Raw genomic sequence first — 14,027 nt, forward strand, 5'->3', positions numbered from 1 at the left:
CGCGGCAGCGCGGCGGCACCCGCCGGGGATTCGGGGTCGACACCACATGCAGCACGGTAAATACCGCTTCATCGCGGGCTTTCTGATCGTCCCTCTGACGATCTACGCACTCTTTGTGATCTGGCCGTTCGTCCAGTCCATCTTCTACTCGTTCACGGACTGGACCGGGCTCAGCCCGGACTTCTCGCTGGTCGGGTTCGACAACTACGCGCGGATGTTCGACGACGGCACCTTCTGGAAGGCGCTCCAGCACAGCGTGACCTTCGTGCTGCTGCTGCCCGTGGTGACGCTCGGGCTCGCGCTCTTCTTCGCCTTCATGATCAACGTCGGCGGGCGGCGCCGGAAGGGCGCGGCCATCGCGGGCGTCCGCGGCTCCTCCTTCTACAAGATCGTCTACTTCTTCCCGCAGGTGCTGTCGATCGCCATCGTCGCCCTGCTCTTCCGCTTCGCCTACAACCCCAACAGCGGCGCCCTCAACTCGGCGCTCGGGATACTGGGCCTGGACGGACTCCAGAGCAACTGGCTCGGCGACCCGAACCTCGCCCTCTGGTGCGTCATGGCGGTCATGGTCTGGTCCACCACCGGCTTCTTCGTCGTGCTCTTCTCCGCCGGGATGGCCTCCATCCCCAAGGACTACTACGAGGCCGCGCTGCTCGACGGGGCCGGGCGCTTCACCACCTTCTTCCGCATCACCGTGCCGCTGCTCTGGGACACCGTGCAGTCCGGCTGGATCTACATGGGCATCCTCGCCCTCGGCGCGGAGTCCTTCGCCATCGTCCACATCATGACCGTGGGCCCGGGCGGACCGGCCGATTCCACCACCGTCCTGCCGCTGCTCGTCTACCAGAAGGCGTTCGTGGGCGGCCAGGCGGCCTACGCGACCACCATCGGCGTCGCCCTCCTGATCGTCACCCTGGCCTTCGCGGCCCTGGTGTCGCGGGTCGGCCGGCGTGAACGGCTGGAGTTCTGATGAAGACAGACGACCCCGACCTCGTGAAGAAGGCCGACGGGCCGGGCGGCCCCGGTCTCCCGGCCCAGCGCAAGGCGGCGGACCAGCCGCCCCCGGCCCCCCGCGGCCCGTCCAGGACCGGCGGCACGCTCAACGTCTTCTCCCACGGTGTGCTGGTCATCTGGGCCTTCCTGGTGGCGATGCCGCTGCTGTGGGCCGTCATGACCTCCTTCAAGGACGACAGGTCGATCTTCGACTCGCCGTGGTCGCTGCCGGACAGGCTGCACTTCGAGAACTGGTCGCGTGCCTGGACCCAGGCGCACATGAGCGAGTACTTCCTCACCACCGTGATCGTGGTGGCGGGCTCCCTGGTGGGCACCCTGCTGCTGGGCTCGATGGCCGCCTACGTGCTGGCGCGGTTCGACTTCCCCGGCAACCGGTTCCTCTACTTCCTGTTCATCGGCGGCCTGAGCTTCCCGGTCATCCTGGCGCTGGTCCCGCTCTTCTTCGTGATGAACAACCTGGGGCTGCTCAACACCACGCACGGCCTGATCCTGGTGTACATCGCCTACTCGCTGCCGTTCACGGTCTTCTTCCTGACCGCCTTCTTCCGCACCCTGCCGACCTCGGTCGCCGAGGCCGCGCTGATCGACGGGGCCTCGCACAGCCGGACCTTCTTCCAGGTCATGCTGCCGATGGCCAAGCCCGGACTGATCAGCGTGGGCATCTTCAACTTCCTCGGCCAGTGGAACCAGTACCTGCTGCCGACCGTGCTCAACACCGACCCGGACCGCAAGGTCCTCTCCCAGGGCCTGGTCCAACTCGCCGTCAGCCAGGGGTACAAGGGCGACTGGTCCGGCCTCTTCGCCGGGCTGGTGATGGCGATGCTGCCGGTGCTCGGGGCGTACATCGTCTTCCAGCGGCAGGTCGTCGCCGGGCTCACCGCTGGGGCGCTGAAATAGCGTCAGCGGCGCTCTGACGGGCCGTACGGGCCCGCCTCCGGACTCCGGGGGCGGGCCCGTACCCGTGTGCGCGCCGGCGCCTCCGCGGGCCCCTGGCGGCGCGTCGTGGGGCCGCCGCGTCCCCGTCCGTGTCGAGCCCTTGACGGATACCGCGCCGCAAGCTGTGCTTGAGGTTCAGAACTTGTACACAGTGCGGACCGCTCCGCCGGGGCTGGTCGACCGGCGGGTGGCCGCGGGCCGCCCGGCAGCGGGCAGGAGTGGATAGGCCGATGGAGACACCGGGGTCGCAGTCGTCGCTGCACAGGGCCAATCTGGAGCGGGTGGTGCGGGCCGTGCGGCTCTCCGGGTCGCTGACCCAGGCGGAGATCGCCCGGACCACCGGTCTCTCCGCGGCCACCGTCTCCAACATCGTCCGGGAACTGAAGGAGGGCGGCACCGTCGAGGTGACCCCCACCTCGGCCGGCGGCCGCCGCGCCCGCAGCGTCTCGCTCAGCGGGGACGCGGGCATCGTCATCGGCGTCGACTTCGGCCACACCCACCTCAGGGTCGCCGTCGGCAACCTCGCCCACCAGATCCTCGCCGAGGAGGCCGAGCCGCTCGACGTGGACGCCTCCGCCGAGCAGGGCTTCGACCGCGCCGAACTGCTGGTCGGCCGCCTCCTCGACGCCACCGGCGTGGACCGCGCCAAGGTCGCCGGGGTCGGCCTCGGGGTGCCCGGGCCCATCGACGTCGCCTCCGGCATGCTCGGCTCCACCTCGATACTGCCCGGCTGGACCGGCACCCAGCCCGCGCTCGCCCTCGGCGAGCGGCTCGGCGTGCCCGTCGCCGTCGACAACGACGCCAACCTCGGCGCTCTCGGCGAGCTGGTCTGGGGGAGCGGGCGCGGCGTGCGCGACCTGGCCTACATCAAGGTGGCCGGGGGGGTGGGTGCCGGGCTCGTCATCGACGGGCAGATCTACCGGGGCCCCGGCGGCACGGCCGGCGAGATCGGCCACATCACCCTCGACGAGGCCGGGCCGGTCTGCCGCTGCGGCAACCGCGGCTGCCTGGAGACCTTCACCGCCGCCCGGTACGTGCTGCCGCTGCTGGAGCCCACGCACGGCACCGGGCTGACCATGGAGAAGGTCGTCGCGCTGGCCCAGGAGGGCGACCCCGGCTGCCGCCGCGTCGTCGCCGACGTCGGCCGCCACATCGGCAGCGGCGTGGCGAGCCTGTGCAACCTCCTCAACCCGAGCCGGGTGGTGCTCGGCGGCGACCTGGCCGAGGCGGGCGAACTGGTCCTCGGCCCGATCCGCACCTCGGTGGGGCGGTACGCCATCCCGAGCGCCGCCCGCCAGCTCGAACTGGTGCCGGGCTCGCTCGGCGGCCGGGCCGAGGTGCTGGGCGCGCTCGCCCTGGCGCTGCGCGAGATGGGCGATTCGACCCTTCTGGACGGGGCCGCTCCGCAGCCCACTCCTGCCTTCATTTAGAGAACGCATGGCACCGTTGTCATCTCGTTAAGGATTTACTCCTTGACGCCGCTGTGCGGGCCGAGTTGACTTCCAGCCACCTCGGTCGCATCGGCGCGGCCATGTCAGGGAGGTTGGGACAGATGAACACCAAGCTGCGCAGAGCCGCGACAGCCGCCACCGCTCTCACCATGGCGGTTTCCCTCGCCGCGTGCGGTGAGGCAGGCAGTGGCAAGGAGGACAAGGCGGACGACAAGACGATCGGCCTGCTCCTGCCCGAGAGCCGCACCACCCGCTACGAGTCCTTCGACTACCCGCTGATCAAGGCGAAGGTCAAGGAACTCTGCGACGACTGCGAGATCAACTACAAGAACGCGGCCGAGAACGTCTCGACCCAGAAGCAGCAGTTCGACGACCTGGTCTCGTCCGGCGTCAAGGTCATCATCCTGGACGCCGTCGACTCCGGCGCCACCAAGTCCTGGGTCGACGGCGCCGAGAAGAAGGGCGTGAAGGTCGTCGCGTACGACCGCCTCGCCGAGGGCAACGTCGCCGCCTACGTCTCGTTCGACAACGAGAAGATCGGCAGGCTCCAGGGCGAGGGCATCGTCCAGGCCCTGGGCGACAAGGCCGCCGACTCCCGGGTCGTCATGATCAACGGCAAGGAGTCCGACCCCAACGCCGCGATGTTCAAGAAGGGCGCCCACAGCGTCCTGGACAAGCAGGTCAAGGAGGTCGTCTACGAGCAGACCGGTGAGTGGAGCGCCGAGATCGCGGGCCAGAAGATGGGCGCCGCCATCACCTCCCTGGGCAAGGACGGCTTCGACGCCGTCTACTCCGCCAACGACGGCATGGCCGGCGGCGTCATCGCCGCCCTGGAGTCCGCCAAGGTCAAGGACATCCCGGTGGGCGGCCAGGACGCCGAGCTCGCGGGCATCCAGCGGATCCTGAAGGGCACCCAGAGCTTCACCATCTACAAGCCCTACAAGCCCGAGGCCGAGCCGACCGCCGAGATAGCCGTCCGCCTGCTCCAGGGCAAGTCCATCGACGACATCGCCACCACCAAGATCGACAGCCCCTCGACCAAGGGCATCCCGGCCGCCCTGGTCGACGCCTTCGTGGTGACCGAGGACAACATCAAGGACACGGTCATCAAGGACGAGCTCTACAAGGTGAGCGAGATCTGCAAGGGCGAGTTCAAGAAGGCCTGCGCGGACGCCGGCATCGAGTAGCAGCCCCCCGGCGGCCCCGCGCCCCGGACCGGCCCGCGCACGGCGCGCCCGGCCCCGGGGGCGCGGCCCGCGAGCCGCCCCGGAACGCCGGGGCGGCGGCCCACCCTCCTCGGGCCGCCGCTCCGGCCCCGAGTCCGTACGGCGCCCCGCCGCTCCCATGTCCAGGCCCCGCAGCCCGGAGCACGGGGCGTCGTACGCACCCCCGCCGGGCGCCCGGCCCCCGCCCGGGGCCGCGCGCCCCGGCCGCCCGCCGCTCTCCCGGAGCGGTCCCGGCCCCCTTGACCGACCTGTCCGCCGGGCCCCGGGCCCGGCCCAGCCCCCCCCCCGGCCGTCCTGCCCCGTCCCGCGCCCGACCGGCGCGCCGAGGGGCCCAGGGCGGCGAAGGAGATGGTTCTCATGTCCGCTGCGCCCGTGCTGGCGCTGCGCGGAATCTCCAAGCGCTTCGGTGCCGTACAGGCGCTCACCGAGGTAGACCTGGAGGTCCGCGCGGGCTCCGTCCTCGCCCTCGTCGGCGACAACGGCGCCGGCAAGTCCACCCTCGTCAAGACGATCGCCGGGGTGCACCCCATCGACGAGGGCGTCATCGAGTGGGAGGGCCGGCCCGTCACCGTGGCCCGCCCCCACGACGCCCAGCACCTCGGCATCGCGACCGTCTACCAGGACCTCGCGCTCTGCGACAACCTCGACGTCGTCGCCAACCTCTTCCTCGGGCGCGAGGCGACCCGCGGCAAGGTCCTCGACGAGGTCGCGATGGAGAAGCGCGCCCAGGAGCTCCTGGACTCGCTCTCCATCCGCATCCCCAGCGTCCGCATCCCGATCGCCTCGCTCTCCGGCGGCCAGCGCCAGGTGGTGGCCATCGCCCGCGCCCTGGTCGGCGACCCGAAGCTGGTCATCCTCGACGAGCCGACCGCCGCCCTCGGCGTGGAGCAGACCGCGCAGGTCCTCGACCTGGTGGAGCGGCTGCGCGAGCGCGGCCTCGCCGTCATCCTCATCAGCCACAACATGGCCGACGTCCTCGCCGTCGCCGACCAGGTGGCCGTCCTGCGGCTCGGCCGCAACAACGGCGTCTTCGACGTGGCCGACACCAGCCACGAGGAGATCATCTCCGCGATCACCGGCGCCACGGAGAACGCCGTGACCCGGCGCAAGGCCCGCACCACGGAGGCAGCACAGTGAGCGACACGCAGCCGGGCAAGAGCCCGGAGCAGAGCCCCGAGGCCGCCGGGCAGGCGCCCGCCGAGGCCGAGGGCGCGACGAAGACCGCCGTGCCCGCGCCCGCCGAGCCGGTCGACGCGGGCGCGCCCGCCGCCGACGCGCTCACCCCGGTCGACCCGCGGCTGCTCGTCCGCGAGCAGGGCTTCGCCGGATACCTCACCGACTTCAAGCGCCGCATCAAGGGCGGCGAGCTGGGCTCGATCCCGGTCCTCGTCGGCCTCGTCGTCATCTGGGCGATCTTCGAGACCACCACCGGCCGGTTCCTCGACCCGTCCAACCTCACCAACATCGCGCAGTACATCGTCGGCCCCGGCCTCATCGCCACCGGCATCGTCTTCGTCCTGCTGCTCGGTGAGATCGACCTCTCGGTCGGCTCGGTGGCGGGCCTGACCGCCGCGCTGACCTCGGTCCTCGCGGTCAAGCAGGATCTGAACGAGGGCCTCGCCGTCCTCCTCGGCCTGCTGGCGGCGGGCGCGATCGGCGCCCTGCACGGCTTCTTCTTCGCCCGGATCGGCGTACCGGCCTTCGTGGTCACCCTCGCCGGATTCCTCGGCTGGAGCGGCCTCCAGCTGTACGTCATGGGCAACACGCTCAGCATCAACAACATCTCCGGCGGCGTCGTCCACTCGCTGAACAACACCTACTTCAGCGACATCGCCGCCGCCTACGGCCTCGCCCTGGTCGCGGTCGCCGCCCACCTCGGCAGCCAGCTCCTGGACCGCAAGCGCCGCCGCGCGGTCGAGCTGCCGCACCGGCCGCTCAGCGAGGTGCTGCTGCGCTCCGGCGTGGTCGCCGTGCTCGCCTTCGCCACCGCCTGGATGCTCAACCAGGAGAACGGGCTGCCGCTCGGCCTCACCGTCTTCGTCGGCGTCGTCGTCCTCGCCGCGTTCGTCCTGCGCCGGACGACCTACGGCCGCCAGGTCTTCGCGGTTGGCGGCGGCGTCGAGGCGGCCCGCCGGGCCGGCATCAACGTCGTCTGGGTGCGGATCTCGGTCTTCACCATCTCCGGGTTCCTCGGCGGCCTCGGCGGCCTCTTCATCGCCTCCCAGGCCGGCGTCGCCGACTCCAACCTCGGCGGCGGCGACACCCTGATGCTGGCCATCGCGGCGGCCGTGATCGGCGGCACCAGCCTCTTCGGCGGCCGCGGCACGCCGTGGTCCGCGCTGATCGGCATCCTGGTCATCCAGTCGATCATGACCGGCCTGTACATGTCCGGCAGCTCCAGCGACGCCGTCCAGTCCATGATCACCGGTGTGGTCCTGCTGGCCGCCGTCGTCATCGACTCGGTCTCCCGCCGCACGCAGAAGACCGCGGGCCGCGCCTGACCCAGCGGCGGACGGGCCGGGACCACCCCCAGAGGTCCCGCCCCCCGCCCGCCGCACACCGCACGGCCACGCGCCCGGTCCCTCCCGAAGGGGCCGGGCGCGCCGCCGTGCGCCCGCCACATGCGCCCGTGAGGCTCCGCCCACCCGTCCGGCCCCCGGGCATACCCCTGAGGCACCGGACAGGACTAGCATCGCCGCGAGTCCGCGTGACGCGGATCCCGGGCGCCCGGTGCGGGGCGCGGGAAGCGGAACATTAGACTCGACAGACCCGGCAAAGCTCGAAAACGCTCTACTGCAAGGAGGCACGGGTGCCGCTGCTGACCCGCATCACGGGACCGCGCGATCTGGACCGTCTCAGCCCGGAGCAGCTTGACGAGCTGGCCGCAGAGATCCGGACCTTCCTCGTCGACGCCGTCTCCAAGACCGGCGGCCACCTCGGCCCGAACCTCGGAGTCGTGGAGCTCACGATCGCCCTGCACCGGGTGTTCGACTCGCCGCAGGACAAGGTCCTCTTCGACACCGGTCACCAGTCGTACGTCCACAAGCTGCTCACCGGCCGCCAGGACTTCTCCGGCCTGCGCACCAAGGGCGGCCTCTCCGGCTACCCCTCGCGCGCCGAGTCCGAGCACGACGTCATCGAGAACAGCCACGCCTCCACGGTGCTCGGCTGGGCCGACGGCTTCGCCAAGGCCAACCAGGTGCGCGGCAAGGACGACCACGTCGTCGCCGTCATCGGCGACGGCGCCCTCACCGGCGGCATGGCCTGGGAGGCGCTCAACAACATCGCCGCCGCCAAGGACCGCCCGCTGGTCATCGTGGTCAACGACAACGAGCGCTCCTACGCGCCGACCATCGGCGGCCTCGCCAACCACCTGGCGACCCTGCGTACCACCGACGGCTACGAGCGCTTCCTCGCCCGTGGCAAGGACTTCCTGGAGCGCACCCCGGTCGTCGGCCGCCCGCTCTACGAGACGCTGCACGGCGCCAAGAAGGGCCTCAAGGACTTCATCGCCCCGCAAGGCATGTTCGAGGACCTGGGCCTGAAGTACGTCGGCCCGATCGACGGCCACGACATCGAGGCCCTGGAGTCGGCGCTGGCCCGTGCCAAGCGGTTCGGCGGCCCGGTCATCGTGCACTGCCTCACCGAGAAGGGCCGCGGCTACCAGCCGGCCGTCCAGGACGAGGCCGACCGCTTCCACGCGGTGGGCGTCATCCACCCCGACACCGGTCTGCCCGTCTCCGCCTCCGGCGCCGACTGGACCTCGGTCTTCGGCGAGGAGATGGTCCGGCTCGGCAAGGAGCGCGAGGACATCGTGGCGATCACCGCCGCCATGCTCCAGCCCGTCGGCCTCCAGAAGTTCGCCGACGCCTTCCCCGAGCGGGTCTACGACGTCGGCATCGCCGAGCAGCACGGCGCGGTCTCCGCGGCGGGCCTGGCCAGCGGCGGCGTCCACCCGGTCTTCGCCGTCTACGCGACCTTCCTCAACCGCGCCTTCGACCAGCTCCTCATGGACGTGGCCCTGCACCGCTGCGGCGTCACCTTCGTCCTGGACCGGGCCGGGGTCACCGGCACCGACGGCGCCTCGCACAACGGCATGTGGGACATGTCGATCCTCCAGGTCGTCCCCGGCCTCAGGATCGCCGCGCCGCGCGACGCCGACCAGCTCCGCGCCCAGCTGCGCGAGGCCGTCGCCGTCGAGGACGCCCCGACCGTCGTCCGCTACTCCAAGGGCGCCGTGGGCCCCGCCGTCGCCGCCCTCGGCACCGTCGGCGGCATGGACGTGCTGCGCGAGCCGGGCACATCCCGCCCCGACGTGCTGCTGGTCTCGGTCGGCGCGCTCGCCCCGATGTGCCTGGAGATCGCCGGCCTCCTCGACAAGCAGGGCATCTCCACCACCGTGGTCGACCCGCGCTGGGTCAAGCCGGTCGACGAGGCGCTTGCGCCGCTGGCCGAGCAGCACCGGGTGGTCGTCACCGTCGAGGACAACAGCCGGGTTGGCGGCGTCGGTTCGGCCGTCGCCCAGGCGCTGCGCGACGCCGGTGTCGACGTACCGCTGCGCGACTTCGGCATCCCGCCGCGCTTCCTCGACCACGCCACCCGCAAGGAGGTGCTGGCCGAGATCGGCCTGACCGCCCCGGACATCGCCCGGCAGGTCACCGGCCTCGTCGCCAAGCTCGACGGACGGTACGAGCACGGCGCCGCGGCCCAGGCCGTCGAGCCGGCCCGCGACTGACGCGCCCTCCGCTCCGAGGCACGGAAAGGGCCGGGCCCACCACCCCGCACGGGTGGTGGGCCCGGCCCATTCGCGTGAAGCGGGCCGCGTCGGGGCATGCGCTGCGCACTCCCCTCCGATCATGGCGGGGACGACCAGCGTGGGAGGTACACCCGTGAGCACCCTCTTCAGAACGAAGAGCGTCGAGCAGTCGATCCGGGACACGGAGGAGCCCGGGACGGCGCTCAAGAAGTCGCTGTCCGCCCTCGACCTCACCGTCTTCGGCGTCGGCGTCATCATCGGCACCGGCATTTTCGTCCTCACCGGCAAGATCGCCAAGGAGACGGCGGGGCCGAGCGTGGCCATCGCCTTCGTGGTCGCCGGACTGGTCTGCGCCCTCGCGGCCCTCTGCTACGCCGAGTTCGCCTCCACGGTGCCGGTGGCCGGGTCCGCGTACACCTTCTCGTACGCCTCGCTCGGGGAGTTCCCGGCGTGGATCATCGGCTGGGACCTCATCCTGGAGCTGGCGCTGGGCTGCGCCGTGGTCGCCGTCGGCTGGTCCGGCTACATGCGCTCGCTGCTGGACACCGCCGGGCTCCACCTGCCGCAGTGGCTCAGCGGCACCCATGACGGGCGGTTCGGCTTCGACCTGCTCGCCTGTCTGCTGGTGGTGGCGCTCACCCTGGTCCTGGTGGCCGGGATGAAGCTCTCCTCGCGGGTGACCGGGGTCGTCGTCGCCGTGAAGGTGACGGTCGTGCTGATCGTCATCGTGGTCGGCGCCTTCTTCATCACCGGCGCCAACTACGACCCGTTCGTGCCGCCGAGCCAGGAGGTCGAGGGCGGCGGCGGCTTCACCGCCCCGCTCATCCAGCTCATGACCGGATTCACCCCGGCCGACTTCGGCGTGATGGGCATCTTCACCGCGGCCGCCGTGGTCTTCTTCGCCTTCATCGGCTTCGACATCGTGGCCACCGCCGCCGAGGAGACCCACAACCCGCAGCGCGACGTGCCCCGCGGCATCCTCGGCTCGCTCCTCATCTGCACCCTGCTGTACGTCGCCGTCTCCATCGTCGTCACCGGCATGCAGAAATACTCCGACCTCTCCACGGACGCGCCGCTCGCCGACGCGTTCAAGTCGGTCGGCCACCCCTTCTGGGCGGGGCTGATCAGCTTCGGCGCCGCGGTCGGCCTCACCTCGGTCTCGATGATCCTGCTGCTCGGCCAGACCCGGGTGTTCTTCGCGATGAGCCGCGACGGCCTGCTGCCCCGCGCCTTCTCCCGCGTCCACCCGCGCTTCGGCACGCCGTACCGCTCCACGCTCCTCCTCGGCGGGGTCGTCGCGCTGCTCGCCGGGTTCACCTCCATCGACGAACTCGCCGAACTGGTCAACATCGGCACGCTCTTCGCCTTCGTCGTGGTCGCCCTCGGCGTGATCCTGCTCCGCCGCAGCCGCCCGGACCTGCCGCGCGCCTTCCGCACGCCGCTGGTGCCGTGGGTGCCCGTCCTCTCGGTGCTGGCCTCGCTCTGGCTGATGCTCAACCTGCCCGCCGAGACCTGGCTGCGGTTCGCCGTCTGGATGGTCATCGGCGTCGTCGTCTACTTCGCCTACGGACGCAGCCACAGCCGCCTCGGCCGCGGCACCCAGGCCTGAGGCGCCTGACCGGCGTCCTGCCCCCGGCCCCGTATGTCCTGCCTCATCCGGACATACGGGGCCACTAAGGTGCCGCCACGGGGGCGCACGCTCCCCGCGACCCCCCGGGCCCGAAGGCAGGCATGCGCGACCAGTACCCCCCGGCGGCCGACGCCCCGGCCGCCCCCACGCTCACCCCGCAACGCCCGGCCCGCACCGGCCCGCCCCCCGCCGCCCCAGCCCTGCTGCCCCCGCCGCGCACCGCACCCGAGCCACCCCGCCCGCACCGGCCCGCACCGGGCAGGGCCGCGTCCCGCACCCGTGCCCTCGCCCCCTGGCCTCGCCTGCTCCCCGGCCTCGCCCTGGTCGCCTGCGCGACCCGGCTGCCCTCCTTCCGGCTGCCGCTGTGGAGCCCGGACGAGGGGTTCCTCGCGGTACAGGCCCGGCTGCTCGCCGACGGCGGCGCGCTCTACTTCGACGTGGTCGACCGCAAACCGCCGCTGATGCCCTGGCTCTACGAGGCGGCGTTCACTCTGTGGGGCGACACCTCCCTGGCCCCGGTCCGCGTCGCCGCCGTCCTCGCCCAGCTCGCCACCGCACTGCTGGTCGCCTCCCTGGCCCGCCGCCGCTGGGGGAGCGCGGCCGGACGCACCGCGGGCCTGCTGCACCTGCTGCTCTCCGTCGGCCTCAACCCCGAGGACACCCAGGCCGCCGCCTTCGCGGTCTTCCTGCTCCCCGCCACCGTCGCCGCGCTCTGGTGCGCCGACCGCCGCCACTGGGGTGCGGCCGGGGCCGCCGTCGCCGCCGCCTTCCTCGTCAAGCAGACCGGCGCCGTCGTCCTGCTGCCCGTGCTGCTGCTCTGGTGGCGCGCGGGCGGCGGCGGCCGGGGACTGGCCCGGCTCGCTCTCGGCGCCGCCCTGCCGGTCCTCGCCACCGCCCTCGCCACCGACCCCGCGGGGTTCCTCTTCTGGACGGTGACCGGTTCCGGCTCGTACGCCTCCTTCTCCGGCTCGGTGCCGCACGTGCTGGCCCGCGCCCTGGTCAACGCCCTGCTGCTGGCCGCCGCCTCGGCCGCGCTGCTGCTGCCACTGGCCCGCGCCGGACGCGGCCCCGCCGAACTGCGGCTCTGGCTCGGCGCCTCCGCCCTCGCCGTCGTCACCGGCCTGCACTTCTTCGGCCACTACTACCTGCAACTGGTGCCGCCCCTGGCCCTGCTGGCCACCCGCGCCCTGCACCGGAGCCCCGCCGCCGTACGAGCCGGCGCCCTGCGGGCCACCGCCGCCCTCGCCGCCCTCTTCGTGCTGTGGGGCCTGCTCGCGCCCCGCCCCGACACCGACCACGCCGTGCGGCTGGCCCACACCGTGCGGAGCCTGACCGCGCCGGGCGAGCGCGTCCTGGTCTGGAGCATGCATCCGGAGACGTACTGGCTCGCCGGACGCCCGCCCGCCAGCCGCTACCTGACCGCCGGTCTGCTGACCAACCACAGCGGCGGCCGTGCCGGGGCCCGCACCGGCGAGCCGTACGCGGTCCCCGGCACCTGGCACGTCTTCCGCGCCGAGACCGCCGCCGACCCGCCGCACCTGCTCGTCGACGACTCGCGCGGCGGCGACTGGTCCCCGCGCCACCTGCCCACGCTCCGGACCCTGCTCGCCGAGCACTACCACCCGGCGGGCACCGTCGACGGGGCCCGGCTGTACGTGCTGCGGGAGCGCTGACGGCGTAAAACCCGTACCCCGCCCCGGCGAAGGAGGAAGACTCGCACCCATGGCGGAGATGAGCGCGTTGCGGGAGGCGGTCGGCGGCTGGGCGGGCGGCGGTCCCGGCGAGCGGGCGCGGGAGCTGGCCGGAGAGCTGGGGGTGCGCACGGCGGTGCTGCTGGAGGGGCTGAGCGATCTCGCGGCCGTCGAGGCGCTGGCCGCCCGGCGCGGCAGGGACCTGGCAGCCGAGGGCGTGTGCGTGGTGCAGATGGCCGGGGCGATGAACGTCGGCCGCTACGCGGCCCTCCTCGGCCCGCCCGGCCTCGGCCTGCGCCTGACCGGCCTCTGCGACGTACGCGAACGGCCCTTCTACGACCGCGGCCTGCGCCGGGCCGGCGCCCCGGGGCACGGCGTCTTCGTCTGCACCGCGGACCTGGAGGACGAACTCGTCCGCGCACTCGGCACCGCACGGGTCGAGGAGATCGTCGAGCAGGAGGGCGACCTCCGCGCCTGGCAGACCTTCCTCCGCCAGCCCGCCCAGCTCGACCGCCCCCGCCGGCACCAACTGCGCCGCTTCCTGGGCACCAAGAAAGGCCGCAAGATCCGCTACGGCCACCTCCTGGTCCAGGCCCTCGAACCCGCCCAGGTACCGGCGCCGTTGGACGGGCTCTTCGCGAGCCTCTGAGGCAGCCGGGACGTCCGCGTGCCTCCCGCCTGCCGCCCGCGTGTCTTCGCACACCGCCGGTGGGACGCCGTACGCCCCGCTCACCCCGCCCCGCGCACCGCCCTCGGGCCCACCGACCGCGCCCCGTGCGCCGCGACCCGCTCGCGCAGTTCCCGGTCGGCGGTCACCACCACGCACTCCTGCCCGGGAGCGGCTCGCGCGGCCACCGCCACGATGTGGTCGTCCCCGCTCCCGGGCGCCGACTCCACCCGTACGCCGTCGACCGGCCCCACCCCGCGCGCCGCCCCCTCCACCACCAGCACCACGTCCAGTGGCCCGTCCACCCCGGGCACGCCCTCGGCGGCCACCCGCACCAGCCGGTCCCGCAGCCGCTCGGCGGCGCCCCGCCGATCGCGCCACCACCCGTCGGGCACCGACCCGACGACATTGGCACCGTCCACGACGAGAAGCGGGCGGGGGCCGGCGGCGGGCTGCGCGGAGTCGGTCTGCATGACTCCATCCTGCCGCGCCGGGCGCGACGGCGCGTACCGGCGTACGCCGTGGGCATCCCCGGCACCTGAGCGCCGCACCACGCGGAAAGGGGCCGTGGCCGCGGGGGCCCCCCCCGGGCCCGGCCCCACCGCCCACCCCCCCCCCGCCCCGCCGGGCGAGGCCCCGGCCCACCCACCCCGGCG

At 72.8% G+C, this 14,027-nt stretch carries 11 protein-coding genes; 10 read left to right on the top strand and 1 reads right to left on the bottom strand.

Going from position 1 to position 14,027, the window contains the following annotated elements; genetic code table 11:
- Positions 1-46: 46 nt before the first annotated feature.
- The 10 genes from ACFWMZ_RS16985 (at position 47) to ACFWMZ_RS17030 (ending at position 13,353) form a co-directional block, all read left to right on the top strand.
- Positions 47-970, top strand: a complete 924-nt coding sequence (locus ACFWMZ_RS16985; protein WP_383173766.1) for a carbohydrate ABC transporter permease — start codon at positions 47-49, stop codon at positions 968-970.
- Positions 970-1,911: a carbohydrate ABC transporter permease gene (locus tag ACFWMZ_RS16990; protein WP_383202346.1), complete on the top strand. Its 942-nt coding sequence runs from the start codon at positions 970-972 to the stop codon at positions 1,909-1,911. The genes ACFWMZ_RS16985 and ACFWMZ_RS16990 overlap by 1 nt, the downstream gene beginning before the upstream one ends.
- 269 nt (positions 1,912-2,180) lie before the next feature.
- Positions 2,181-3,380, top strand: a complete 1,200-nt coding sequence (locus ACFWMZ_RS16995; protein ID WP_383173760.1) for an ROK family protein — start codon at positions 2,181-2,183, stop codon at positions 3,378-3,380.
- 122 nt (positions 3,381-3,502) lie between these two features.
- Positions 3,503-4,588 (top strand): substrate-binding domain-containing protein, encoded by a 1,086-nt coding sequence (locus ACFWMZ_RS17000; RefSeq protein ID WP_383173757.1) that lies wholly within the window; start codon positions 3,503-3,505, stop codon positions 4,586-4,588.
- A gap of 396 nt (positions 4,589-4,984) precedes the next feature.
- Positions 4,985-5,764, top strand: a complete 780-nt coding sequence (locus tag ACFWMZ_RS17005) for an ATP-binding cassette domain-containing protein (RefSeq protein WP_383173754.1) — start codon at positions 4,985-4,987, stop codon at positions 5,762-5,764.
- Complete coding sequence (locus ACFWMZ_RS17010; RefSeq protein ID WP_383173751.1) at positions 5,761-7,128, top strand: sugar ABC transporter permease; 1,368 nt, start codon at positions 5,761-5,763, stop codon at positions 7,126-7,128. The genes ACFWMZ_RS17005 and ACFWMZ_RS17010 overlap by 4 nt, the downstream gene beginning before the upstream one ends.
- 308 nt (positions 7,129-7,436) lie before the next feature.
- Positions 7,437-9,362 (top strand): 1-deoxy-D-xylulose-5-phosphate synthase, encoded by a 1,926-nt coding sequence (gene dxs, locus ACFWMZ_RS17015; RefSeq protein ID WP_383173748.1) that lies wholly within the window; start codon positions 7,437-7,439, stop codon positions 9,360-9,362.
- Between the two features lie 121 nt (positions 9,363-9,483).
- Positions 9,484-10,992, top strand: a complete 1,509-nt coding sequence (locus tag ACFWMZ_RS17020) for an amino acid permease (RefSeq protein ID WP_383173745.1) — start codon at positions 9,484-9,486, stop codon at positions 10,990-10,992.
- A gap of 122 nt (positions 10,993-11,114) precedes the next feature.
- Positions 11,115-12,686 carry an ArnT family glycosyltransferase gene (locus ACFWMZ_RS17025; protein WP_383173742.1) on the top strand — a complete coding sequence of 524 codons (1,572 nt, stop codon included), beginning with the start codon at positions 11,115-11,117 and terminating at the stop codon, positions 12,684-12,686.
- 49 nt (positions 12,687-12,735) lie between these two features.
- Positions 12,736-13,353 carry a TOPRIM nucleotidyl transferase/hydrolase domain-containing protein gene (locus tag ACFWMZ_RS17030; RefSeq protein WP_383173739.1) on the top strand — a complete coding sequence of 206 codons (618 nt, stop codon included), beginning with the start codon at positions 12,736-12,738 and terminating at the stop codon, positions 13,351-13,353.
- Between the two features lie 80 nt (positions 13,354-13,433).
- Here ACFWMZ_RS17030 and ACFWMZ_RS17035 read toward each other — a convergent pair whose 3' ends face one another.
- Positions 13,434-13,844 carry an NTP pyrophosphohydrolase gene (locus ACFWMZ_RS17035; RefSeq protein WP_383173736.1) on the bottom strand — a complete coding sequence of 137 codons (411 nt, stop codon included), beginning with the start codon at positions 13,842-13,844 and terminating at the stop codon, positions 13,434-13,436.
- Positions 13,845-14,027: the final 183 nt, after the last annotated feature.

It is taken from the genome of Streptomyces sp. NPDC058373 (assembly GCF_042723275.1).
GTDB lineage: Bacteria > Actinomycetota > Actinomycetes > Streptomycetales > Streptomycetaceae > Streptomyces.